The sequence below is a fragment of the Novosphingobium sp. B-7 genome (genome assembly GCF_000410615.1).
GTDB classification, from domain to species: Bacteria; Pseudomonadota; Alphaproteobacteria; order Sphingomonadales; family Sphingomonadaceae; genus Novosphingobium; species Novosphingobium capsulatum.
In genome coordinates this window covers 1-206 of sequence record NZ_KE148390.1, presented here as the reverse complement: position 1 = coordinate 206, position 206 = coordinate 1, and the positions used below count along the sequence as shown (strand labels likewise).

Here is a 206-nt window from a genome sequence, read left to right as displayed (position 1 = left end):
TTGATCGCCAGGGCGGCAATCGCGGCCTCGGCCTGTTGCCGTTCGGTGGCGTGATCGATCAGCCAGCCCCGGCGGGGCAGGGCGATGTTTTCGGCCACGCTGAATCCGGCCACAAAGCCCTGGCGCTTGCGATCTTCGGGCACCAGCGCCAGCCCGGCGGCGACGGCGCTGCCGGTATTGGTCACCACGCCCGGCCCCAGCACCGG

Annotated in this window: 1 pseudogene; it reads right to left on the bottom strand. The window is 71.4% G+C overall.

Annotation, left to right across the window (positions count from 1 at the left end):
• A pseudogene (locus H926_RS33475) lies at positions 1-206 on the bottom strand (sugar ABC transporter ATP-binding protein); the annotation flags it as partial.